This window comes from Pseudomonas sp. SK3(2021) (assembly GCF_016772375.1).
Lineage (GTDB): Bacteria > Pseudomonadota > Gammaproteobacteria > Pseudomonadales > Pseudomonadaceae > Aquipseudomonas > Aquipseudomonas chlororaphis_I.
Map to the genome: position 1 here is coordinate 5,517,329 of NZ_CP061943.1, position 21,889 is coordinate 5,539,217.

The window sequence follows — 21,889 nt, forward strand, 5'->3', positions numbered from 1 at the left end:
AGGCCACCCGAAGGCAGCCTTTAAAAACAAAAGGAAAGAGAGTGTTACTTACACGGCCGCAACCGGACGCATGTAAGAGATCGGTGCGGTGCTGGCATCTTCGAAGGTCACGACTTCCCAAGCGTCCTTCTGCTCAATGAGCTTGCGCAGAAGCTGGTTGTTCAGTGCATGGCCCGACTTGAAGCCTTTGAACTCACCTATCAGGCTATTGCCCAGCAGGTAGAGGTCACCAATTGCGTCGAGGATCTTGTGCTTCACGAACTCGTCTTCGTAGCGAAGGCCGTCCTCGTTCAGTACACCATCCGCGTCGACCACGATGGCGTTTTCCACGCTGCCGCCGAGTGCGAGGTTGTGCTTGCGCAGGTACTCGATATCACTCATGAAACCAAAGGTACGGGCGCGGCTGACTTCCTTCACGAACGACGTGCTGGAAAAGTCCACGCTGGCACTCTGGGTGCGGTCACGGAAAACCGGGTGATCGAAATCGATCTCGAAGCTCACTTTAAAACCGTCGAAAGGCACGAAAGTGGCGCGCTTGTCGCCGTCTTCCACCGTCACCTCACGAAGGATGCGGATGAACTTCTTGGCTGCGTCCTGTTCTTCCAGGCCGGCAGATTGAATCAGGAATACGAAGGGTCCAGCGCTGCCATCCATGATCGGGACTTCGGACGCGGAGAGCTCGACGTAGGCGTTATCGATGCCCAGGCCAGCCATGGCCGAGAGCAAGTGCTCCACCGTGTCCACTTTGGTGTCACCGTTGACCAGGGTGGTCGACATAGTGGTTTCACCAACGTTTTCCGCGCGAGCAGGAATCTGCACCACAGGGTCCAGGTCGGCACGACAAAACACAATGCCGGTGTCGACAGGCGCAGGCTTGAGGGTCAGGTAAACCTTTTCCCCAGAGTGCAGGCCTACACCTGTGGCACGGATAATATTCTTCAGGGTGCGTTGTTTAATCATGGCTTGGGCCGCTTCAGCGCAAATTGCGAACTGGTATCAACAAAGGCTGGCGATAATAGCAGACCAGACCTTTGCTGAACACCAATCACCCTAATACCCCTGATACATTCCATCAATCGGCCTGGCGACGCAGGAAAGCCGGGATGTCCAGATAGTCCAGATCATCTTGCGGATTCAGCTTCGCCGCAGTCGCAGCACTGGCCTGGGCCTGGTTGCGCATGACGGTCGGACGGTCCAGATCACGGTAGTTGACCGACGGCAGTTCCTGACGGGCAGGGGCTGGCGCCTGTGCAGCGGCCATGGAGGTTTGCACGGTATTGTCGATGACCTTCACAGGTTTCTCGATTTTCGCGCCCAGACCAGTGGCAACCACGGTCACGTGCAGCTCGTCGCGCATGTCCGGATCGATAACGGTACCGACCTTGACCATGGCGTGCTCGGAAGCGAAGGCTTCGATGATGCTACCCACGTCGGAGTACTCGCCCAGGGACAGGTCGGGGCCTGCGGTGATGTTCACCAGGATGCCGCGTGCGCCTTGCAGGTTCACGTCTTCCAGCAGCGGGTTGCGGATTGCCGCTTCGGTCGCTTCACGTGCACGGTTCGGACCGCTGGCGCAGCCAGTGCCCATCATCGCCATGCCCATTTCGCTCATCACGGTACGTACGTCGGCGAAGTCGACGTTGATCATGCCCGGACGCTTGATGATGTCGGAGATACCGCGAACGGCACCGGCCAGAACGTCGTCGGCCTTGGCGAAAGCCGACAAGAGGCTTGCGTCCTTGCCGAGGATGGTCAGCAGCTTTTCGTTGGGAATGGTGATCAGCGAATCGACGCTTTCGCTCAGCGCACGGATGCCCTCATCGGCGATCTGCATGCGCTTGCGGCCTTCGAACGGGAACGGACGAGTCACCACCGCAACGGTGAGGATGCCCATTTCCTTGGCCACTTCGGCGATGATCGGCGCGGCACCGGTACCGGTACCACCGCCCATGCCGGTCGTGATGAACACCATGTTGGTGCCCGCCAGCACTTCAGCGATACGCTCGCGGTCTTCCAGGGCGGCTTGACGGCCGACTTCTGGATTGGCACCCGCACCCAGGCCCTTGGTCACGCCGGTGCCCAGTTGCAGGATGGTCCGCGCGCCGATGTTTTTCAGCGCTTGAGCATCAGTGTTGGCGCAGATGAATTCGACGCCTTCGATGTTGCTCTTGACCATGTGATTGACGGCGTTGCCGCCGCCACCGCCGACACCGATAACCTTGATTACCGGACTTGCGGGGACGTTGTCTACGAGTTCGAACATTTTCCCTCTCCTTTCATTTCTCTAGTTTTTTCGCCTACTGCTTACAACGGTGTTGCGGTAAATCTTCAGAAGTTGCCCTGCACCCAGCTCTTGATGCGATCGAGCAAGGCTGCCTTGGGTTCGTCGCTGCTGTAGCTGTCCCGGCTGCCAATGCCGGAGAACGAGATACCGTCGGACTGCTTCTGCAGCCCGTACAACAGCAAGCCCACGCCGGTGGAATAGATCGGGTTACGCACCACGTCGGACAGGCCCTTGACGGTGTGCGGCACGCCCAGGCGGACCGGCATGTGGAAAATCTCTTCGGCCAGTTCGACCGCGCCTTCCATTTTCGAAGTGCCGCCGGTCAGCACGATGCCGGCCGGGATCAGGTCTTCGTAGCCGCTGCGACGCAGTTCGGCCTGGATCAGGGTGAACAGCTCGTCGTAACGCGGCTCGACCACTTCGGCCAGGGCCTGGCGGGACAGCTCGCGCGGTGGACGGTCGCCGACGCTTGGCACCTTGATGGTTTCACCGGCACCGGCCAGCTTGGCCAGGGCGCAGGCATAACGGATCTTGATTTCTTCGGCGTACTGGGTCGGCGTACGCAACGCCATGGCGATGTCGTTGGTCACCTGGTCGCCGGCAATCGGGATCACCGCGGTATGGCGAATCGCGCCTTCGGTGAAGATCGCGATGTCGGTGGTACCGCCACCGATATCCACCAGGCACACGCCCAGCTCTTTCTCGTCGTCGGTCAGTACCGAATAGGCCGAGGCCAACTGTTCGAGAATGATGTCGTCGATTTCCAGGCCGCAGCGACGCACGCACTTTTCGATGTTCTGGGCGGCATTCACCGCGCAGGTCACCACGTGCACCTTGGCTTCCAGGCGCACGCCGGACATGCCCAGGGGCTCACGCACGCCTTCCTGGTTATCGATCACGTAATCCTGCGGCAGGGTGTGCAGCACCCGCTGGTCGGCCGGAATCGCCACGGCCTGCGCCGCGTCGAGTACCCGCTCCAGGTCCGCCGAACTCACTTCGCGATCACGAATCGCCACGATGCCGTGGGAGTTCAGGCTGCGAATGTGATTGCCCGCCACGCCGACGAACGCCGAGTGGATACGGCAACCGGCCATCAGTTGCGCTTCTTCTACCGCGCGCTGGATCGATTGAACGGTGGACTCGATATTCACCACCACGCCCTTCTTCAGGCCGCGCGATGGATGGGTGCCGATACCGACGATTTCCAGCGTGCCATCGGCCGCGACCTCGCCTACCAGCGCCACCACCTTGGAGGTGCCGATATCCAGACCGACGATCATTTTGCCGCTTTGCACGTTTACCATGGTCCTGCCTCTTCTTAATTCTTCGCGACGGCGGGTTGGGCCGTCGTGGGCGCTACAGGTTCCCGCCAGCCGACGGCCAGGCCGTTGGCATAACGCAGATCGATGCGCGCGATGTTCGTAATCTGTTCTTTCAGCGTTTTTTCATAAATGGCAATGAAGCGGCGCATCTTCTCCACCAGGTGATCGCGTCCGAGCAACAGCTCGATACCAGGACCGGCGCTGCCGGCCCCCGTGGTCAGGAACCAGCTGCCGCGCTCGCGCAACTCCAGACGGGCGATGGAGAAGCCCATTGGGCGCAGCATCTGGCTCAGCACCTGGTACTGCTGCATCACCTGCTGCTGGGCCCGCTGTGGGCCGAACAACTGTGGCAAGTGCTCGTAGTTCGCCAGTTCACGCGGGGTGAAGGCCTGGCCCTGGTTGTTCAACAGCGCCTCGTCGCCCCAACGGGCCACCGGCAGTTGTTCTTCCAGGCGAATCACCACCTGGTCCGGCCACACACGCCGTACCTCGGCATGAGCGATCCATGGCATCTGTTCCAGCTCGGTACGCATGCTCGCCAGGTCGATGGTGAAGAAGCTCGCCGCGACGTAGGGCGCGATCCGCTGCTGCACCGCCTGCTGGCTGATGTAACTCAGGTCGCCCTGCACCGCGACCTTGGTGATCGGCCGGTCGGCATAGGGCAACAGGCGTTGCGCGCCCTCGTAAGTGCCGAAGCCCAGCGCAACCAGCAGCACCGGCCACATCAGGCTTTTCAGCACGCCAAAGTTGGCTTTCGGCAGGCGCGCCGACATCGGCTCCTTGGCCACCATCCGGCTGGCACCACGCGGCACCGGCTTGCGGCCGGGAGCGGGTTGCTGATGACGTAGCTGGGCGCCTTGCATGGCCTTAACCTCGCGGCTCTGCGTTACGGACGACACTCTCCGCCAGGATGGCCAGAACCAGTTGCTGGAAATCCAGACCGGCGGCACGCGCCGCCATCGGAACCAGACTGTGATCGGTCATGCCGGGAGCGGTATTCACTTCCAGGAACCAGAACTGGCCGTCGGCGTCCTGCATCACGTCGGCACGCGCCCAACCGGCGATACCAAGCGCCCCGCAGGCTTTCGCCGTCAGGTCCATGAGCTCCTGCTCTTTGTCGCTGTCGAGGCCGCACGGGATCCGGTACTGGGTATCGGAAGCCAGGTACTTGGCGTCGTAGTCGTAAAACGTGTGGGGCGTGCCCAGGGCGATCGGTGGCAATACCTGGCCGCGCAGCGTGGCGATGGTGAACTCCGGACCTTGAATCCATTGTTCAACCAAGACTTGCGAGTCGTAGGTGCTGGCCGCTTTCCATGCGTCGATCAGTTCGGACGCGGATGTCACTTTGGCCATACCAATACTGGAACCTTCATGCGCCGGTTTGACGATCAAAGGCATGCCCAGTTCCGTAGCCGCGGAAATACAATCGGCCTCGGAGCCAAGTACGGCGTGGCGTGGCGTCGGAATACCGAGGCTGTGCCAAACCTGCTTGGTACGCAGTTTGTCCATCGCCAGCGCCGAAGCCAGGATGCCGCTGCCGGTGTAGGGAATGCCCATACATTCCAGCAGGCCCTGCATGCTGCCGTCTTCGCCGCCACGACCGTGGAGGATGATGAAGGCGCGGTCGATCTTCTCGTTCAGCAGGCGCTGCAGGAAGTCGTCACCGACGTCGATGCCGAAGGCGTCCACACCGGCGCCCTGCAAGGCTTCGAGCACGGCGTTGCCGGACTTCAGCGAGACTTCGCGCTCGGCGCTCTTGCCGCCGAACAGCACGGCGACACGGCCGAAATCCTTCGGCGCGAGGGTCGAAAACAGAGAGGCGTAGGCGGCGGTCATTTCGACTTCCCCTGACCGGCAGGCACGGCACCCGCGAACAACGGACTGTTCAACAGCTTCGGCGCCAGACCGCCGATATCGCCGGCGCCCTGGCACAGCAGGATGTCACCGGCACGCAGCAGCGGCTTGACCAGCGGCGCGAGGTCGACCCCACGCTCGATGTAGATCGGGTCCAGCTGACCGCGCTGACGGATGCTGTGGCACAGCTGACGACTGTCCGCCCCCGGGATCGGCTCTTCGCCCGCCGGATAGACTTCCATCAACAGCAGGACGTTGGCGTCCGCCAGCACCTGGACGAAATCGTCGTACAGGTCGCGGGTGCGGCTGAAACGGTGCGGCTGGTAGACCATCACCAGGCGGCGCTCAGGCCAGCCACCACGCACGGCCTTGATCACCGCCGCGACTTCGGTCGGGTGGTGGCCATAGTCGTCCACCAGCATCACGTTGCCGCCTTCCACCGGCAGCTCGCCGTAGACCTGGAAGCGTCGCCCCACGCCCTGGAAGCCCGACAGGCCCTGGACGATGGCTTCATCGCTGATGCCTTCGTCGGTGGCGATGCAGATGGTCGCCAGCGCGTTCAGCACGTTGTGGTTGCCCGGCATGTTCACCGAGACATCCAGCGGCTCGCGATCGGGACGCAGCACGGTGAAGAAGGTCTGCATGCCCTGCTGGCGCACATTGATCGCACGGACATCGGCGTCTTCGTTGAAACCGTAGGTGACGGTCGGACGCTTGACCTGCGGCAGGATCTCACGCACCACCGGGTCGTCCAGGCACAGCACGGCCAGGCCATAGAACGGCAGGTTGTGCAGGAATTCGACGAAGGTTTTCTTCAGCTTGTTGAAGTCACCGTCGTAGGTCGCCATATGGTCGGCGTCGATGTTGGTCACCACGGCCACCAGCGGCTGCAAGTGCAGGAAGCTGGCGTCGCTTTCATCGGCTTCGGCGATCAGGTAGCGGCTGGTGCCCAGCTGTGCATTGGTCCCGGCTGCGTTCAGCCGGCCACCGATGACGAAGGTCGGATCCAGGCCGCCGGCGGCGAATACCGAGGCCAGCAGGCTGGTGGTGGTGGTCTTGCCGTGAGTACCGGCCACGGCGACGCCGTGGCGGTAGCGCATCAGCTCGGCCAGCATTTCCGCACGCGGCACCACCGGGATGCGGCGTTCCAGGGCAGTGGCCACTTCCGGGTTGGAGGTGTTCACGGCGCTGGACACCACCAGTACATCGGCGTTGGCGGCGTTCTCGGCACGGTGGCCGATGAAGATCTGCGCACCGAAGGACTCCAGGCGCTCGGTAACCGGCGACGCCTTGAGGTCGGAGCCGGAGACCTGGTAGCCCAGGTTCAGCAGTACTTCGGCGATCCCGCACATGCCCACGCCGCCGATACCGACGAAGTGGATGCGACGGATGCGGCGCATTTCCGGTTGTGGCATGGCTTTCTGATTCTCAACCATGGGCCACCTCCAGGCAGATATCGACCACGCTACGGGTGGCATCGGGTTTGGCCAGGCGACGAGCTGCGTCGGCCATGCTGTTGAGTCGTTCCGGTTGCATCAAAACCTCTGTCAGGCGAGCGGCAAGGTCCGCTGCGCCAGTCGTTCTCTGCGGCATCAGGAAGGCAGCGCCTTCACGGGCCAAATAGTCGGCATTGCGGGTCTGGTGATCGTCGATGGCGTGAGGCAAAGGCACGAGCATCGAAGGCAGACCGGCGGCAGCCAGTTCACTGACGGTCAACGCGCCCGCGCGACAGACCACCAGGTCAGCCCAGCCGTAGGCTTGGGCCATGTCTTTGATGAACGGCTGCACCTGCGCCTCGACGCCAGCGGCGCGATAGCGCTCTGCAGTCACTTCATCATGGTTTTTGCCGGCCTGATGAAACACTTCCGGACGCAACTCGGGGGAGACCAGCGCCAGGGCTTCAGGCAGCAACTTGTTCAACGGCTCTGCTCCCAGGCTTCCACCCAGGATCAGCAAACGCGCCTTGCGTCCGGCCAAAGCCTCGCGCGGTGTATCGAGGAACAGCTCGGTGCGCACCGGGTTGCCGGTGGTACGCCGGCTGCTGGAGGCACCAAAGGTGTCCGGGAAAGCTTCGCAGACTCGGGCCGACAACGGCACCAGCAGCCGATTGGCGGTACCGGCGACCGCGTTCTGTTCATGAACGATCACCGGCACACCGGATAGTTTTGCCGCGACGCCGCCAGGACCGGTCACATAACCGCCAAAGCCCAGCACGCAGACCGGCTTGAGCTGACGAATGATCCGGCGCGCCTGCAGCACCGCCTTGAGCAGCACGAATGGCGCCTTGAGCAGCGACAGCTTGCTCTTGCCCCGCAGGCCGCTGACGTTGATCAGGTGCAGTTGCAGGCCGGCGTTCGGCACCAGCTCATTTTCGATGCCACGCGGGGTGCCGAGCCAGTGCACGGTATAACCGCGCGCCTGGAACTCACGGGCACAGGCCAGCGCCGGGAACACGTGACCGCCGGTGCCGCCGGCCATGATCAGCACATTAGCGCCCATGGCTTGGCTCCTCGGCGAAGTCGCTCTCGCTGAACTCCATCTCTTCGCTGCCCAGGTGGGTCCGACTTTCCCACTCGATGCGCAGCAGCAGGCCAAGACAGGCGCAGCAGATCACCAACGAACTGCCGCCATAACTGAGGAACGGCAAGGTCAGGCCTTTGGTCGGCAGCAAACCGACGTTCACCCCGATGTTGATCAGGAACTGGCCGATCCACAGGAACGACAGGCCATAAGCGACATAGGCGGCAAAGAACTGCTTGGCTTTCTCGGCCCACAGGCCGATGTACATGCCACGGATACAGACGAAGACGAACAGCGCCACCGTACACAGGGAACCGACGGCGCCCAGCTCTTCGGCCAGGACCGAGAACACGAAGTCGGTGTGGGCTTCCGGCAGGTAGAACTGCTTCTGCACACTATTGCCCAGGCCAACGCCCAGCCACTCGCCACGGCCAAAAGCGATCAAGGCCTGGGACAGCTGGTATCCCGCGCCGAACTGGTCGGCCCAAGGGTCGGCAAAGTTGGTCAGGCGCGCCATTCGATAGGGCTGCATCTGAATCAGCAAGACCACCGCCGCGACCGCCAGCACCACCATCAAGGAAAAACGGAACAGCCCGACCCCACCGAGGAACAGCATCGCCGCCGCGGCCCCCATCATCACCACGGTGGCACCGAAGTCCGGTTCCATCAGCAGCAGGCCGGCCATTGGCAACAGCACGATGAACGGCTTGAAGAAGCCCATCCAGCTTTCGCGCACTTCTTTCTGGCGACGCACCAGGTAACCGGCGAGGTAGATCACCACGAATACCTTGGCAATCTCGGAAGGCTGGACGTTGAAGAAACTGAAGCCGATCCAGCGCATCGAACCGTTCACTTCGCGGCCGATCCCCGGAATGATCACCATCACCAGCAAACCGAAGGCCCCGAGCAGCATCATCCAGCCCAGGCGTTGCCAGGTGGCGATCGGAATCATCATGGTGACGATGCAGGCACCCAGGCCCAGCACCACATAGATCAGGTGGCGAATCATGTAGTACAGGGCACTACCCGACTGCGCCGCCGCCACTTCGGTGGAGGCCGAGGCAATCATGATCAACCCGAGGCCGAGCAGCGTCAGGCAGCCGGCGAGCATCGGGAAGTCGAGGTCGACGCCGCGCCCGGTAATGATCGGCGATGGATAAGGCTTGATGATGTCTCTCAGGTTCATGCCAGATCCTCCACGGCGCGGACGAACTGGTGGCCACGGTCTTCGTAATTCTTGAACATGTCGAAACTGGCACAGGCCGGCGACAGCAGCACCACGTCACCGGCCTGGGCGGTGGTACGGCATTGCGCCACGGCTTCGACCAGGGAGCCGACACGAATCAGCGGCACGGCATCGCCGATGGCCTCGCCGATCTTGTCGGAATCGCGACCCATCAGGATCACGGCGCGGCAGTTGGCCGCCACCGGGTCGCGCAGGTCCTTGAACTCGGCACCCTTGCCGTCGCCACCGGCGATCAGCACGATCTTGCCTTCGATGTCCGCGCCCAGGCCTTCGATGGCCGCCAGTGCGGCGCCAACGTTGGTGGCCTTGGAGTCGTTGTAATAACCCACGCCATCCAGGTCGCGAACCCACTGGCAACGGTGCTCGAGGCCGGCGAAGGTACGCAGGGCCGAGAGCATGGCGTCGAACGGCAGGCCGACCGCATGCCCCAGGGCCAGCGCCGCCAGGGCGTTGGCCTGGTTATGGGCGCCGCGGATCTTCAGCTCGCGCACCGGCATCAGGTTCTGGAATTCGAAGGCCAGGTATTTCTCGCCGTTCTCCTCCCGCAGGCCGAACGCCTTGAAGTCGGGTTTGCTCAAGCCGAAGGTCCAGCACGGCAGGCCTTCGCCGATCAATGGCCGGGTCAGGGCATCCTGGCGGTTGAACACCACTTGCCGGGCGCCCCGGAAGATCCGGTGCTTGGCCAGGTGATACGCCGGCAGGCCGCTGTAGCGGTCCATGTGGTCTTCGCTGATATTCAGCACGGTGGCCACTTCGGCACCCAGCTGATCGGTGGTCTCCAGCTGGAAGCTGGACAGTTCCATGACGTACAGCTCGACGTCGTCGCTGAGCAAGTCCAGGGCCGGGGTACCCAGGTTTCCACCCACGGCGACCCGCTTGCCCGCCGCTGCTGCCATTTCCCCCACCAGGGTGGTCACGGTGCTTTTCGCATTGGAACCGCTGATGGCGACGATCGGCGCCTTCGCGTTACGCGCGAACAGCTCGATATCGCCGGAGAGTTTCACCCCACGGGCAGCGGCGGCTTGCAGGGCCGGGGTCGCCAGGGCCAGGCCGGGGCTCACGTAGAGCTCGTCGGCACGGCACAGGAAGTCTACGTCCAGCTCGCCACAACGCACTTCCACATGCGGATAGTCACGGCGCAGCGTGGCCAGTTCCGGTGGATTTTCCCGCGTATCGGCTACGGCAAACGACACGCCCCGGTTCGCCAGGAAGCGAACCAGGGACATGCCGCTCTTGCCGAGACCGACAACGATGCGGAAGTGGTCAGAAGCGATCAGAGACACTCGTTCTACCTCAGCTTCAGGGTGGCAAGGCCGATCAGCACGAGAATCACGGTGATGATCCAGAAACGGACGATCACACGCGGCTCGGGCCAGCCCTTGAGTTCAAAGTGGTGGTGAATCGGCGCCATGCGGAATACACGACGACCGGTCAACTTGAAGGAGGCAACCTGAATGACCACCGACAGGGTTTCCATCACGAACACGCCGCCCATGATGAACAGGACGATTTCCTGGCGAACGATCACCGCGATGGTGCCCAGGGCCGCGCCCAGCGCCAGTGCGCCGACGTCGCCCATGAAGACCTGTGCCGGATAGGTGTTGAACCACAGGAAGCCCAGCCCGGCACCGATCAGCGCGCCGCAGAACACAATCAGTTCACCCGCGCCCGGGACATAGGGAATCAGCAGGTACTCGGCGAATTTCACGTTACCCGACAGGTAGCAGAAGATGCCCAGGGCGCCGCCCACCATCACGGTCGGCATGATTGCCAGGCCGTCGAGGCCATCGGTCAGGTTGACCGCATTGCTGGAGCCTACGATCACGAAATAGGTCAGGACCACGAAGCCGATGCCCAGCGGAATGCTGACGTCCTTGAGCATGGGGATCAGCAAGGTGGTTTCGACCGGGGTTTGCGCGGTGACATACAGGAAGACCGCCGCGCCCAGGCCAAATACCGACTGCCAGAAGTACTTCCAGCGGCTAGGCAAACCACGGGAGTTCTTCTCGATCACCTTGCGATAGTCATCGACCCAGCCGATGGCGCCGAACAACAAGGTGACCAGCAACACCACCCACACATAACGGTTGCTCAGGTCGGCCCACAGCAGGGTGCTGATACCGATTGCCGAAAGGATCAGCGCGCCGCCCATGGTCGGGGTGCCCGACTTGGAGAGGTGCGATTGCGGACCGTCGTTACGCACGGCCTGGCCGATCTGACGGGTCTGCAAAGTGCGGATCATCCACGGCCCCAGCCACAAGGACAGCACCAGTGCAGTCAGTACCCCGAGAATCCCGCGCAGGGTCAGGTACTGAAAGACCGCGAAGCCTTTGTAGAACTGTTGCAGGTACTCCGCTAGCAGCAGCAGCATCAATGTTTCTCCGTGCTGGAACCACACAAAGCCGCGACGATGTTTTCCATCACCGCGCTGCGCGATCCCTTGATCAAAATAGTGGTGTTTGTATCTTGCTCGGCGCCCAGGGCTGCGATCAGCTCGGCCTGGCTGGCGAAGTGTCGGGCGTGCTCACCGAAGGCTGCGACCGCGTGGGCCATCATCGGACCCACGGCGTAGAGCGCCGACACCTTGCCAGCGGCATAAGCACCCACTTCGCGGTGCCCCTGCTCCGCCCAATCGCCCAACTCGCCGATATCTCCGAGCACCAGGACGGTGCGGCCGGAAAAGCCGGCGAGTATATCAACCGCCGCGCACATTGACGTGGGGTTCGCGTTATAGGTGTCGTCGATGACCCGCATGCCGTTTTTCGCCAGCTGGGCGACGGTGCGGCCCTTGACCGGCTGCACCGCGTTGAGCCCGGTGGCGATGCCGAACAGCGACACGCCCAGGGCATGAGCGGCAGCGGCGGCGGCCAGGGCATTGGCCACGTTATGGGTGCCCAACAGGTTCAACTGGATCCGCTCGGAGCCGTTACCCGCGTGCAAGGTGAAGTTCGGGCAGCCACGGGCATCGCGCTGGATATCCGAGGCGTAAAAGTCGGCGGCATTGTTGGTCAGGGCAAAACTCAGCACCTGACGGCCGGCGGCGCGAGCTTTCCAGATCGGGAAGGCCTTGTCGTCGAGATTGAGCACGGCGATACCGGAAGCATCCAGCCCTTCAAGGATTTCGCCTTTGGCCTCGACGATTTTTTCCGGCCCGCCAAACTCGCCAACATGAGCAGTACCGGCGTTATTGATGATGGCGACATGCGGCTTGGTCATCGCCACGGTGTAGGCAATTTCGCCGATGCGCGAAGCCCCCAGCTCGATCACGGCCGCAGTGTGCTCCGGGGCCAGTTCCAGCAAAGTCAAGGGTGCGCCCAAGTCATTGTTCAGGTTGCCGCGCGTGGCAAGCACCGGCCCGCGCGTACGCAGAATGCTCGCGAGCATTTCCTTGACCGTGGTCTTGCCGCTGGAGCCGGTAATCGCCGCGACAGGCTTGGTGAAAGCCGCGCGATTCAACGCTCCCAACTGGCCGAGAGCCCGCCGGGTATCGCTGACCAGCAACTGCGGCAGCGTGCTATCTGGTACTTCGCGTTCGACCAGGGCACCGACGGCGCCTTTGGTGGCGACTTCATTCAGGTAGTCGTGCCCGTCGAAACGCGGGCCGGCCAGGGCAATAAAGAGCTGGCCCGGCTTGATCGCCCGGCTGTCGATGCTCACGCCATCGAAGCTGCAATCACCCGCCAGCAGACGCCCCGCCAGCGGTCCGCTCAGTTCACTGAGTTTCAGGGCCTTAAGCATGGGCCACCTCCCACGCGGTCAGCGCCCGGTCGGCTTCCACCAGATCGGAGAAGTCGAGACGCACGCCGTTGATTTCCTGATAGTCCTCATGGCCTTTACCGGCCAGGACAATGACGTCATCGGCCGAAGCGCCGGCGATCAGTTGGGCGATGGCCGGACCGCGACCGGAGACGAACTCGATCTTGTCGACCGCACTGAAACCGGCACGAATGTCGTCGAAAATCTGCGCTGGATCTTCCGTACGCGGGTTGTCGTCGGTGACTAGCACACCATCGGCCAGGCGTTCGACTACTTCCGCCATCAGCGGACGCTTGCCGCGATCGCGATCGCCACCGCAGCCGAACAGGCACAGCAAACGGCCCTTGGCGTGGGGACGCAGGGCCAGCAATACTTTTTCCAGGGCATCCGGGGTATGGGCGTAATCGACCACCACCAGCGGTTGCGAACCGCCACCCAGGCGCTGCATGCGACCGGCCGGACCTTCCAGTTTCGGCAGTATGTGGAGGATTTCGTCGAGGGCGTAATCCAGGCCAAGCAAGGCGCCGACAGCAGCCAGGACGTTGCTCAGGTTGAAACGACCGAGCAAGGTGCTGCGCAGATGATGCTCACCCTGCGGAGTCACCAGGGTTGCACGCACGCCTTCGTCATCGAATTGCGCTTCGCGGCAGTACAGATAGGCCCGCGGATCCTCGAGGCTGTAGGTGATCAACCGCGAATCCTGCTCGTCACTGGCCAGCAGCCGACCGAACTCATCGTCGAGGTTGATGACACGGCACCCCAGGTCGCTCCAGCCGAACAGCTTGGCCTTGGTGGAGCCATAGGCTTCCATGGTGCCGTGATAATCCAGGTGGTCGCGCGACAGGTTGGTCAGCACCGCCACATCGAAAGCCAGGGCACTGACCCGCCCCTGGTCCAGACCATGGGACGACACTTCCATCGCCACAGCTTTGGCACCGGCCTTTTTCAGGTCGGCCAGGGTGGCCTGCACGGCAATCGGATTCGGCGTGGTGTGCATCCCGCTTTGCAGTGCACCATAAAAACCGCTGCCGAGGGTGCCGACAATACCGCAGTGCTGGCCCAGCAGGTCGAGCGCTTGCGCGACCAACTGGGTCACGCTGGTCTTGCCGTTGGTGCCGGTCACGCCAATCAGGTTGAGCTGACGACTCGGGTCGCCATAAAAACGCCCGGCGATATCCGACAGCTGCGCCGCCAGGCCTTTGACCGGAATCAGCGGCACGTCGGTAATCGGCAGAACGGTCGCGCCTTCGACTTCATAAGCCACTGCAGCCGCACCGCGCTGCAAGGCATCGGCGATGTGTGCACGGCCATCGAACTTGCCGCCAGGAACCGCGAGAAACAGATCGCCGGCGCGCACATTGCGGCTGTCCAGGGTCAGTTCGCGAATCAGCAGATCACGACCAGCGTGGGCGAAAATCTTGTTCAGGCTAAGAGACATCAGCCGCGCCCTCCTTTAGCTGGTGCCGCATTGGCTTGTTGGGTGGGTGGCAGGTTGTCCGGCGAGATATTCATCAGACGCAGGGTGCCGGACATCACTTTGCTGAACACCGGTGCCGATACCAGGCCACCGAAGTAGCCGGCCTTGCTCGGCTCGTCGATCACCACGACGATGGCGTAACGCGGATCGCTCATCGGGCCGAAACCGGCGAACAGCGAGCGGTAGGAGTTCTCGGCATAACCCTTGGTGCCGACCGACGTCTTACGCGCGGTACCACTCTTGCCGGCCACGTGATAAGCCGGCACCTGGGCACGGAACACGCCACGCGGAGCCTCGATCACCTGCTGCAACATGCCTTGCATGGTCTTGGCGACTTTCTCCGGAATCACCTGGGTGGTTTCCGGGGTCTTGTCGGTTTTGATCAGAGTCAGCGGTGCGATGCGACCGTTGTTGGCCAGCGCCGAGAAGGCGTGAACCAACTGGATCGCGGTCACCGAGATGCCGTAACCGTACGACAGCGTGGCCGTCTCGGCCTTACGCCACTCGCGGTAGTTCGGCAGGTTGCCGACACGTTCGCCCGGGAAGCCGAGGCCGGTATCCTGGCCGAGGCCGATTTTCTGGGCCAGGCGGAAGATCGCTTCGCCGCCGATATCGAAGGCGATCTTGCTCATGCCGACGTTACTGGAATTGATCAGGATCCCGGTGAGATCGAGCACCGCGCCTTCGGTCTTGGATACGTCGCGAATAGTGTATTTGCCGATCTGCAGCGTGCCTGGATACACCTCGACGGTGTCGCTCGGTTTCCAGCGGCCGGTTTCCAGCGCCGCGCTCATGGAGATGGCTTTCATGGTCGAACCCGGCTCGAACACGTCGATCATGGCGCGGTTGCGCATCATCGCCGGTTGCAGGTTGCGACGGTTGTTCGGGTTGTAGGTCGGCTGGTTGACCATGGCCAGGATCTCGCCGGTCTTCACATCCATGATGACCAGGCTGCCGGCCTTGGCGCCATTCTCGACGATGGCATTGCGCAGTTCGCGGTTGGCCAGGTATTGCAGACGCAGGTCAATCGACAACGCCAAGGGCTTGCCGGCCTTGGCGTTTTTGGTGACCTGGACATCCTTGATCAGTCTGCCGCGCCGGTCCTTGATGACCTGGCGTTTGCCCGGGACCCCGGCCAGCCATTCGTCATAGGCCAGTTCGACCCCCTCGCGACCGCGGTCGTCGATGTCGGTGAAACCGACCATGTGCGCGGTCACTTCACCGGCCGGATAGAAGCGCCGGAACTCTTCGATGCCATAGACCCCTGGCACCTTGAGATCGAGCACCTGCTGACCCTGCTCGGGCGTCAGGCCACGCACCAGGTAGATGAACTCTTTATTGGCTTGTGCCTCAAGGCGCTCGGCCAGCGCTTTGGGATCTTGCCCCAAGGCAGCAGCCAATGCTGGCCACTTGTCCTTGGCCAGTTGCATTTCCTTGGCGTTCGCCCACAGGGTGGTCACCGGCGTACTGACCGCCAGCGGCTCGCCGTTACGGTCGGTGATCAGGCCACGGTGAGCCGGGATCGGAATATGCCGAACGCTGCGCGCGTCGCCCTGCCCCTTGAGGAAGTCGCGATCGACGACCTGCAGATCGATGATGCGCCAGGCGATCGCCGCCACCATGATGCCGAGCAAGCCCAGCACCAGGCGGAACCGCCAGGGAAAGAGTGCGCCTTCAAGCTTCATCATGGCGCCACCATCTGGACTTCTGCCGCGCCGGGAATACGCATTTTCAGTTGTTCGGTGGCCAGCACTTCGATCCGGCTATGGGCGGTCCAGGTGCTTTGCTCGAGAATCAGTCGTCCCCACTCCGCTTGCGCCTTGTCGCGCACACTCAACTCGCCATAAAGCGTATTGAGCAGCTGGCGATTCCAGTGCGCGCTGTAGGACACCGCAATCGCGGACACCAGAACGCCGATGAACAGCAGAAGCATGAAAAAGCTTCCGCCTGGAAGTGGCTTGGCGAAGAGCTTGCTCACCGCAGCTTCTCCGCAACGCGCATAACAGCACTACGGGCACGCGGATTGGCTTTGAGCTCGGCATCGGAGGCCGTCTGTGCTTTGCCATGGATTTTGATTTTCGGCTCGAAAGCCACATGGCGTACCGGTAGATTTCGAGGCAGGTTGTCCGCTTCGCCCTTCACCAGCTTGCGCATGAATAATTTGACGATGCGGTCTTCCAGCGAGTGGAAACTGATAACCACCAAGCGACCGCCGACTTCCAGGCATTCCAGCGCGGCTTCAAGGCCGGCTTCCAGATCACCCAGTTCGTTGTTGACGTGAATGCGCAGCCCCTGGAACGCGCGGGTAGCCGGGTTCTTGCCCTTTTCCCAAGCCGGGTTGGCAACTTTCAAGACCTCCGCCAGGTCGGCGGTGCGCTCGAACGGCTTGATGTCGCGGCGCTCAGCCACGGCGCGGGCCATGCGACCGGAGAAACGCTCTTCGCCGTATTCCTTGAACACACGGGCGATTTCTTCCACCGGTGCAGTATTGACGAACTCCGCCGCACTGATGCCGCGGGACGGGTCCATGCGCATATCCAAGGGACCATCATTGAGAAAACTGAAGCCGCGCTCAGGATCATCGAGCTGCGGCGAAGACACACCCAGGTCGAGCAGCACGCCGCTGACCTTGCCATCCAGGCCGCGCTCGGCCACTTCCGAACCCAGCTCGGCAAAGCTGCGCTGCACAACGACAAAGCGGCCGTCTTCGGCCGCTAGCGCTTGCCCGGTGGCAATCGCTTGAGGATCTTTGTCGAATCCGAGCAGCCGACCATCCGGCCCAAGCTTGCTGAGGATCAAACGACTATGGCCGCCGCGACCGAAGGTGCCATCCAGATAGCAGCCATCAGGACGTACGGCGAGAGCCTCGACGGCTTCGTCAAGCAGTACGGTGATGTGGTTAAAGCCGCTATCAATAGTCACAGGATCAAATCACGCAGTTCATCAGGCATGGCGCCCGGTTGTTGAATAGCTGCCAGGTCCGCTGCAGAAACAGCATTCCAGGCATCCTCGTCCCACAGCTGGAACTTGTTCAGTTGGCCTACCAACATTGCGCGCTTATCCAACTTGGCGTATTCGCGCAGACGCGGTGGAACCAGAAAACGACCACTGCCATCGAGTTCGAGGTCGACGGCATTACCAATCAACAAACGCTGCAAGCGACGGTTTTCTTCCCGCAGCGAAGGCAGCGCACGCAGCTTGGTTTCAATAATTTCCCACTCATCGAGGGGGTAGACACACAAACACGGATCAACGGCATCAATAGTGACGATAAGTTGCCCGGAACTACGCGAAACGAGCTCGTCACGGTACCGGCTCGGCATGGCGAGACGGCCCTTTGCGTCGAGACTGATAGCGTTAGCTCCGCGAAACACGTCAGCGTTTCTCCAAATTTTAGCGTTTTACGTCCAAAAAACCCACTTTATGCCACTTTCCGCCACTTGCGCACACTATAGGAATGCGCCCACCACACCGTCAAGGCACGGAGCGACGGAAAAGCCTTATAGAACGGAGATTTAGGAGACCAAAAGGAGGGGTAACAGGAATTTGGCGAAGGATTTGGCGCAATAACTTCAATCAGCTCAAGAAGCTGTATCGTGAAGTTAAAGTAATTTGTTAAGAGTAAGATCTTTTCGGTATTACAAAAGCGCTTCTGCTATTGATTTAAGCAGGGAAGGAAAAGGTGGAGAGTCGATCTGTAAGCCGGGTTCTGTCGAGGACAGTCATTCCTCTACGATGGCCATCACTGGACATCTTTAGCAACCTACCCGGTTCCAGCGCGGGCCACGCCTTGGAACCCTATTTGGTCTTGCTCCGAGTGGGGTTTACCTAGCCACGAACTGTTGCCAGACGTGCGGTGCGCTCTTACCGCACCTTTTCACCCTTACCGGCACCGAAGTGCTTAGGCGGTTATTTTCTGTGGCACTTTCCGTAGGCTCGCGCCTCCCAGGCATTACCTGGCACTCCGCCCTATGGAGCCCGGACTTTCCTCCCCCCTCTAATTTTCATAGAGGGCAGCGACTGTCCAATCGACTCTCCGCCGCGCAGGTTAACGGCAGAGCGGCGGAAGAACAAGTGATAAAAGCCTTTTGCCATTCCGCCGATCGCGTTTACTCGCCTTTCTGTTTATCCAGCGCCACCTGATAGAGAACATTCTTGCGCACGCCGGTAATTTCCGCTGCCAATGCCGCAGCCCGCTTGAGCGGCATCTCCTTGAGCAGCAGGTCGAGAACCCGCATCGCCTCACCGCTCACGACCTCATCACTTTCCGGCGCCGACCATCCCGCCACCAACACCACGCATTCGCCGCGCTGCTGATTGCTGTCCGCCTCGACAAAAGCTCGCAACTCCGAAAGCGGCAGCCCCTTGAGGGTTTCAAAGGTCTTGGTCAATTCCCGCGCCAGCAATGCCGGGCGCTCTCCACCGAAGACCAATTCCATATCCTGCAGGCACTCGAGAATGCGATGCGGCGCCTCATAGAAAATCAGTGTGCGCGGCTCTTCCTTTAATAGCTCAAGACGACCGCGCCGACCTACCGCCTTGGCCGGCAGAAACCCTTCGAAGATAAAACGATCGGAAGGCAGCCCCGCCGCCGACAAGGCCGCAATCAGGGCACAAGCCCCAGGAACCGGAACGACATTGATACCTGCCGCCCGCGCCTGACGCACCAGGTGGTAACCCGGATCAGAGATCAACGGCGTGCCTGCGTCGGATATTAGTGCAACGCTGTCTCCCGCCAACAGACGGGTCAGAAAGCGGCTACCTTCATCCCGCTCGTTATGCTCATGACAAGCAGCCAGGGGCGTGGAAATCCCGAAGTGCTGCATCAAGCGCTGCGAGTGACGCGTATCCTCGGCAGCGATCAATGCCACCTCGCGCAAGATCCTCAAGGCCCGGGCACTGATGTCGTCCAGGTTGCCGATGGGCGTCGCCACCACATAAAGCGAGCCAGCAGCGGAATTCAAAGGACCTGGAGCAGTCAAAGCGCACACCTCTTGATCGGTAAAAGCGACATTGTAGCGCGTAGAAGCTTTCGGAATGCGTATCGCAGGCACCTCGCGCCTGCGACAACACCAGCCGTTCTAAAGCGCTGCAACATTTGCACGACCTAAAATAGACGGTTTATTGCCAGTAACATCGCGCCCCGGCCAGTGCTTGGGTACAATTCCACGCTTATTTGATCGAGTATCAGGAACACTTACATGATCGCTTGCCTGCGGCTGTTCTCTGCCTTATGCCTTGCTGCCCTCCTGGCAGCTTGCGCCAGCTCGCCCTCCTCCAGCCTTGGCGAACTTCCACGGACCCCGGATGCCAGTATCGAGCAACTGCTCGAACAGGCCGCCAACAGCAAAACACCCGACAAGGCAGCCCTGCTGCGCTTGAGCGCTGCCGACCTGGCCTATCGCCAGGGCAACGCCGGCCAGGCCGCGCAAATCCTGCAACAAGTGCCAATGGAACAACTCAAGCCCGGCCAGCAGGTTTTCGCCAGCACCCTGGCAGCCGAACTGGCCATGACTCGCAACCAGCCAAAGGCGGCCCTGACGGCCTTGAGCCACCCGAGCCTGCAACGCCTGAGCGAACTGCCGGAAGAGCAGCAGATCCGCACCGGCACCGTCCATGCTCGCGCACTCGAGGCCGATGGCCAGGCCCTCGCCGCGGCACGGGAGCGCATTTTCATTGCACCACTGCTCCAGGATGACGCCGCGAACAAGAACCATGAAGCCATCTGGGCATTGATTGCCAGCTTGCCGACCGATCAATTGCAAGCCGTCAGCAACGACGATCTGGGTGGCTGGATGAGCCTGGCATTGACGGTGAAGACTGCCGGCACCCTGGAACAACAGCAGGCCGCCATCGACAACTGGCGCGCACAGAACCCCAAGCACCCGGCCGCCATTCAACTGCCGCTACCGCTGACCAAACTCAAGGAATTGGCCAGCCAGCCGCTGTCCAAGATCGCCCTGCTGCTACCGCAGGACGGCCCGCTGGCCGCAGTCTCCAAGGCCCTGCGCGACGGCTTCATGGCCGCACACTATCAAGCCCAGCAAGCCGGACAGAAACCACCCAGTATCGAGTTCTACGACAGCTCGCGCCTGACTTCGCTGGATGACTTCTATCGCAAGGCCCAGGCAGATGGTGTGCAACTGGTCGTCGGCCCTCTGGAAAAACCGCTGGTCAAGCAGCTCGCCGCACGCCCGCAACTGCCTATCACTACCCTGGCGCTGAACTACAGCGAAGGCGAGCAAGGCCCGGCGCAACTGTTCCAGTTCGGCCTGGCCGCCGAAGACGAAGCTCGCGAAGTCTCCCGGCGCGCCCGCGCCGACGGCCTGCACCGCGCTGCCGTCCTGGTGCCACGCGGCGAATGGGGCGATCGGGTACTCAAGGCTTTCCGCCAGGACTGGGAAAGCAACGGCGGCAGCGTAGTCGGTATCGAACGCGTCGATCAGCCAGTAGCCCTGGCCCAACAGATTGCCGACCTGTTCCAACTGCGCCAGAGCGAAGCCCGCGCCAAGAGCCTGCAGAACGTCGCCGGTACTCAGGTGGCCGCACAACCTTCGCGCCGCCAGGACATCGAGTTCATTTTCCTGGCATCCACGCCGCAACAGGCACAACAGATCAAACCGACCCTGAACTTTCAGTACGCCGGCGATGTACCCGTCTATGCCACCTCCCATGTCTTCAGCGCCAACGGCGATCAGAACCAGTACAACGACATGAACGGCGTACGCTTCTGCGAAACGCCTTGGCTGCTGGACGCCAATGACCCACTGCGCCGCCAGGTCGCCGCGCAGTGGCCACAAGCCGGTGGCAGCCTGGGCCGACTGTATGCGATGGGCGCCGACGCCTACCGCCTGGCGCCACGCCTGGGGCAACTCAAGGCACTGCCGGACAGCCGCATCGAAGGCCTGTCGGGCAGCCTGACCATGAGCCCGAGCCAGCGCGTTCAACGCCAGTTGCCATGGGCCGAGTTCGTCAGCGGCCAGATCACTCGCCTGCCCGACACCCAGCGTTAATGCCACAACGGTCACGCCAGCAAAGCGGACAGGATGCCGAAGCCCAAGCGCTCCGGCATCTTGAACAACAGGGGCTGCGCCTGCTGGCGCAGAACTGGCTGTGCAAACGCGGCGAGCTTGATCTGGTCATGCTTGACGGCGATACAGTAGTATTCGTCGAAGTCCGCTACAGACAACACACGCAATGGGGTGGCGCTCTGGGCAGTATCGATGCACGCAAGCGTCAGAAACTGATACTCGCCGCACAGTTTTTCCTACAGCGCGAGTCGCGCTGGTCCAACTACCCTTGCCGTTTCGATGTGGTCGCCATAGACAGCGCCCCAGGCACGACAACTCATTTGAACTGGCTACGGAATGCCTTTGAAAGCTGATCGACGCTCTCGGGCCGAGCCGGACATTTTCACTCAACATTTTTGC

Annotated in this window: 19 protein-coding genes and 1 other RNA gene; 2 read left to right on the forward strand and 18 right to left on the reverse strand. The window is 61.7% G+C overall.

Annotation, left to right across the window (positions count from 1 at the left end):
• Positions 1-48 precede the first annotated feature (48 nt).
• The 18 genes from lpxC to rsmI all read right to left on the reverse strand — a co-directional run bounded on the left by lpxC (position 49) and on the right by rsmI (position 19,423).
• Positions 49-960 carry a UDP-3-O-acyl-N-acetylglucosamine deacetylase gene (lpxC, locus tag IF690_RS24330; RefSeq protein WP_009045509.1) on the reverse strand — a complete coding sequence of 304 codons (912 nt, stop codon included), beginning with the start codon at positions 958-960 and terminating at the stop codon, positions 49-51.
• 112 nt (positions 961-1,072) lie between these two features.
• Entirely contained in the window at positions 1,073-2,263 is a 1,191-nt protein-coding gene (gene ftsZ / locus IF690_RS24335; RefSeq protein ID WP_007922129.1) for a cell division protein FtsZ, read from the reverse strand.
• A gap of 65 nt (positions 2,264-2,328) precedes the next feature.
• Positions 2,329-3,588, reverse strand: a complete 1,260-nt coding sequence (gene ftsA / locus IF690_RS24340) for a cell division protein FtsA (RefSeq protein WP_202697694.1) — start codon at positions 3,586-3,588, stop codon at positions 2,329-2,331.
• Positions 3,589-3,602: 14 nt separating this feature from the next.
• Positions 3,603-4,469, reverse strand: a complete 867-nt coding sequence (locus tag IF690_RS24345) for a cell division protein FtsQ/DivIB (RefSeq protein ID WP_007922133.1) — start codon at positions 4,467-4,469, stop codon at positions 3,603-3,605.
• Between the two features lie 4 nt (positions 4,470-4,473).
• Positions 4,474-5,442 carry a D-alanine--D-alanine ligase gene (locus tag IF690_RS24350; protein ID WP_202697695.1) on the reverse strand — a complete coding sequence of 323 codons (969 nt, stop codon included), beginning with the start codon at positions 5,440-5,442 and terminating at the stop codon, positions 4,474-4,476.
• Entirely contained in the window at positions 5,439-6,896 is a 1,458-nt protein-coding gene (gene murC, locus IF690_RS24355; protein ID WP_009050716.1) for a UDP-N-acetylmuramate--L-alanine ligase, read from the reverse strand. Before murC ends, IF690_RS24350 begins: the two co-directional genes overlap by 4 nt.
• Positions 6,889-7,959 carry an undecaprenyldiphospho-muramoylpentapeptide beta-N-acetylglucosaminyltransferase gene (gene murG, locus IF690_RS24360; protein ID WP_009050717.1) on the reverse strand — a complete coding sequence of 357 codons (1,071 nt, stop codon included), beginning with the start codon at positions 7,957-7,959 and terminating at the stop codon, positions 6,889-6,891. Before murG ends, murC begins: the two co-directional genes overlap by 8 nt.
• Positions 7,949-9,166 carry a putative lipid II flippase FtsW gene (gene ftsW, locus IF690_RS24365; protein WP_135006900.1) on the reverse strand — a complete coding sequence of 406 codons (1,218 nt, stop codon included), beginning with the start codon at positions 9,164-9,166 and terminating at the stop codon, positions 7,949-7,951. Before ftsW ends, murG begins: the two co-directional genes overlap by 11 nt.
• The gene (gene murD, locus IF690_RS24370) at positions 9,163-10,509 is read right to left on the reverse strand and encodes a UDP-N-acetylmuramoyl-L-alanine--D-glutamate ligase (RefSeq protein ID WP_023967281.1); all 1,347 of its coding nucleotides are present in this window, start codon (positions 10,507-10,509) and stop codon (positions 9,163-9,165) included. Before murD ends, ftsW begins: the two co-directional genes overlap by 4 nt.
• Positions 10,510-10,514: 5 nt before the next feature.
• A complete protein-coding gene (mraY, locus tag IF690_RS24375; RefSeq protein ID WP_023967283.1) occupies positions 10,515-11,597 on the reverse strand; it encodes a phospho-N-acetylmuramoyl-pentapeptide-transferase in 1,083 nt (360 codons plus the stop codon).
• Positions 11,597-12,964, reverse strand: coding sequence for a UDP-N-acetylmuramoyl-tripeptide--D-alanyl-D-alanine ligase (locus IF690_RS24380; RefSeq protein WP_202697696.1), 1,368 nt, complete (start codon positions 12,962-12,964; stop codon positions 11,597-11,599). Before IF690_RS24380 ends, mraY begins: the two co-directional genes overlap by 1 nt.
• Entirely contained in the window at positions 12,957-14,420 is a 1,464-nt protein-coding gene (locus tag IF690_RS24385) for a UDP-N-acetylmuramoyl-L-alanyl-D-glutamate--2,6-diaminopimelate ligase (protein ID WP_202697697.1), read from the reverse strand. The genes IF690_RS24380 and IF690_RS24385 overlap by 8 nt, the downstream gene beginning before the upstream one ends.
• Positions 14,420-16,144: a peptidoglycan D,D-transpeptidase FtsI family protein gene (locus IF690_RS24390; protein WP_164486318.1), complete on the reverse strand. Its 1,725-nt coding sequence runs from the start codon at positions 16,142-16,144 to the stop codon at positions 14,420-14,422. Before IF690_RS24390 ends, IF690_RS24385 begins: the two co-directional genes overlap by 1 nt.
• Complete coding sequence (gene ftsL / locus IF690_RS24395) at positions 16,144-16,437, reverse strand: cell division protein FtsL (RefSeq protein WP_009050721.1); 294 nt, start codon at positions 16,435-16,437, stop codon at positions 16,144-16,146. Before ftsL ends, IF690_RS24390 begins: the two co-directional genes overlap by 1 nt.
• On the reverse strand, positions 16,434-17,381 hold the full coding sequence (rsmH, locus tag IF690_RS24400; protein WP_164486524.1) for a 16S rRNA (cytosine(1402)-N(4))-methyltransferase RsmH: 948 nt from the start codon (positions 17,379-17,381) through the stop codon (positions 16,434-16,436). The genes ftsL and rsmH overlap by 4 nt, the downstream gene beginning before the upstream one ends.
• Positions 17,378-17,833: a division/cell wall cluster transcriptional repressor MraZ gene (mraZ, locus tag IF690_RS24405; RefSeq protein WP_003205355.1), complete on the reverse strand. Its 456-nt coding sequence runs from the start codon at positions 17,831-17,833 to the stop codon at positions 17,378-17,380. The genes rsmH and mraZ overlap by 4 nt, the downstream gene beginning before the upstream one ends.
• A 308-nt stretch (positions 17,834-18,141) precedes the next feature.
• Positions 18,142-18,495: RNase P RNA component class A (gene rnpB, locus IF690_RS24410), an RNA gene on the reverse strand.
• Between the two features lie 73 nt (positions 18,496-18,568).
• Complete coding sequence (rsmI, locus tag IF690_RS24415) at positions 18,569-19,423, reverse strand: 16S rRNA (cytidine(1402)-2'-O)-methyltransferase (RefSeq protein WP_202701710.1); 855 nt, start codon at positions 19,421-19,423, stop codon at positions 18,569-18,571.
• Between the two features lie 237 nt (positions 19,424-19,660).
• Here rsmI and IF690_RS24420 point away from each other — a divergent pair, with 237 nt between their 5' ends.
• Both IF690_RS24420 and IF690_RS24425 read left to right on the forward strand, forming a co-directional pair.
• Entirely contained in the window at positions 19,661-21,472 is a 1,812-nt protein-coding gene (locus IF690_RS24420) for a penicillin-binding protein activator (RefSeq protein WP_202697698.1), read from the forward strand.
• Positions 21,472-21,843: a YraN family protein gene (locus IF690_RS24425; RefSeq protein WP_202697699.1), complete on the forward strand. Its 372-nt coding sequence runs from the start codon at positions 21,472-21,474 to the stop codon at positions 21,841-21,843. The genes IF690_RS24420 and IF690_RS24425 overlap by 1 nt, the downstream gene beginning before the upstream one ends.
• The last annotated feature ends 46 nt before the right edge of the window (positions 21,844-21,889 follow it).

What these genes read in the sequence shown, in the direction of transcription:
- ftsW (WP_135006900.1), bottom strand. Translation starts at nt 9,166, where the DNA reads ATGAACCTGAGAGACATCATCAAGCCTTATCCATCGCCGATCATTACC.
- murG (WP_009050717.1), bottom strand. Translation starts at nt 7,959, where the DNA reads ATGGGCGCTAATGTGCTGATCATGGCCGGCGGCACCGGCGGTCACGTG.
- IF690_RS24345 (WP_007922133.1), bottom strand. Translation starts at nt 4,469, where the DNA reads ATGCAAGGCGCCCAGCTACGTCATCAGCAACCCGCTCCCGGCCGCAAG.
- IF690_RS24390 (WP_164486318.1), bottom strand. Translation starts at nt 16,144, where the DNA reads ATGAAGCTTGAAGGCGCACTCTTTCCCTGGCGGTTCCGCCTGGTGCTG.
- IF690_RS24385 (WP_202697697.1), bottom strand. Translation starts at nt 14,420, where the DNA reads ATGTCTCTTAGCCTGAACAAGATTTTCGCCCACGCTGGTCGTGATCTG.
- murC (WP_009050716.1), bottom strand. Translation starts at nt 6,896, where the DNA reads ATGGTTGAGAATCAGAAAGCCATGCCACAACCGGAAATGCGCCGCATC.
- lpxC (WP_009045509.1), bottom strand. Translation starts at nt 960, where the DNA reads ATGATTAAACAACGCACCCTGAAGAATATTATCCGTGCCACAGGTGTA.
- ftsA (WP_202697694.1), bottom strand. Translation starts at nt 3,588, where the DNA reads ATGGTAAACGTGCAAAGCGGCAAAATGATCGTCGGTCTGGATATCGGC.
- IF690_RS24380 (WP_202697696.1), bottom strand. Translation starts at nt 12,964, where the DNA reads ATGCTTAAGGCCCTGAAACTCAGTGAACTGAGCGGACCGCTGGCGGGG.
- IF690_RS24350 (WP_202697695.1), bottom strand. Translation starts at nt 5,442, where the DNA reads ATGACCGCCGCCTACGCCTCTCTGTTTTCGACCCTCGCGCCGAAGGAT.
- IF690_RS24425 (WP_202697699.1), top strand. Translation starts at nt 21,472, where the DNA reads ATGCCACAACGGTCACGCCAGCAAAGCGGACAGGATGCCGAAGCCCAA.
- mraY (WP_023967283.1), bottom strand. Translation starts at nt 11,597, where the DNA reads ATGCTGCTGCTGCTAGCGGAGTACCTGCAACAGTTCTACAAAGGCTTC.
- IF690_RS24420 (WP_202697698.1), top strand. Translation starts at nt 19,661, where the DNA reads ATGATCGCTTGCCTGCGGCTGTTCTCTGCCTTATGCCTTGCTGCCCTC.
- ftsZ (WP_007922129.1), bottom strand. Translation starts at nt 2,263, where the DNA reads ATGTTCGAACTCGTAGACAACGTCCCCGCAAGTCCGGTAATCAAGGTT.